At 63.3% G+C, this 842-nt stretch carries 1 protein-coding gene; it reads right to left on the bottom strand.

Annotated features, from left to right (window positions below; translation table 11 throughout):
- A partial coding sequence (locus DXB98_RS10050; protein WP_117744016.1) for an SIS domain-containing protein occupies positions 1-842 on the bottom strand: 842 nt, incomplete at both ends.

Raw genomic sequence — 842 nt, 5'->3', positions numbered from 1 at the left:
CGCTCGTCGAGCTTGCGGTTCTCGTCCTCACCCATGAACAGGAACACGGGGACGCCGGGCTCCACGAGCTCGAGGGTGCCGTGGAAGAAGTCGGCCGAGGTGATGTAGCGGGTGCGCTTCCACTGCATCTCCTCCAGGATGCACATCGAGAACAGGATCGTCTCGCCCCACAGGGCGCCGGAGCCGATGAACATGGTGTAGGGGGCCAGGGCGTACTTCTTTGCGAGCTCCTCGGCGCGCGGCTCGAAGCGCTTGCGGATATCGAGCATGTCCTTCCAGATGTCCTTGGTCTGCTCGATAAACAGGTCGAACTTGGGGAAGCAGCCGCGGCGGTTGAGCAGGCGCAGGCCGAAGCAGTCGGCGAGGTAGTAGCCCTTCTCGCAGCCGCCCGAACCATGGTCAGAAGCCATGGCGACGCAGTTCTCGGCGCCCACAGCCTGGCCGATGGGGCCCTCGGGCTTGGTCATGGCGTAGACGCGAATGCCCATGTCCTTCATCTTCTTGACGGCCTCGAGGACCTCGGGGGTGGTTCCGGACTCGGAGGCGGTGAGCACGACGGACTTCTCGGTCATGCGCTTGTGGCCCATGACGTTCCATTCGGCGGCGTGGATCAGGTAGACCTCGAGGTCGCGGTCGCCGAACTTGTTCATGAGGTACTCGAGCTGCATGAGCTCGTCCCAGGTGCCGCCGACGCCCATCAGGAACACGGCGTCGTAGCCCTCGTCGGCGACCTTGTCGGCGAGCGCGGTCATCTTCTTGCCGGTCTCGTAGAGCGCCTTGCCGTCCTCGAGATAGCCCTCCTGGTCGAAATGCATGATCTCGATCTTCTCGGTTTCCTTCAT

Source organism: Collinsella sp. OM07-12 (genome assembly GCF_003438275.1).
In the GTDB taxonomy this organism is placed as follows: Bacteria; Actinomycetota; Coriobacteriia; order Coriobacteriales; family Coriobacteriaceae; genus Collinsella.
The sequence above is the reverse complement of the archived record's forward strand: the minus strand, read 5'-3'. Positions and strand labels throughout refer to the sequence as shown.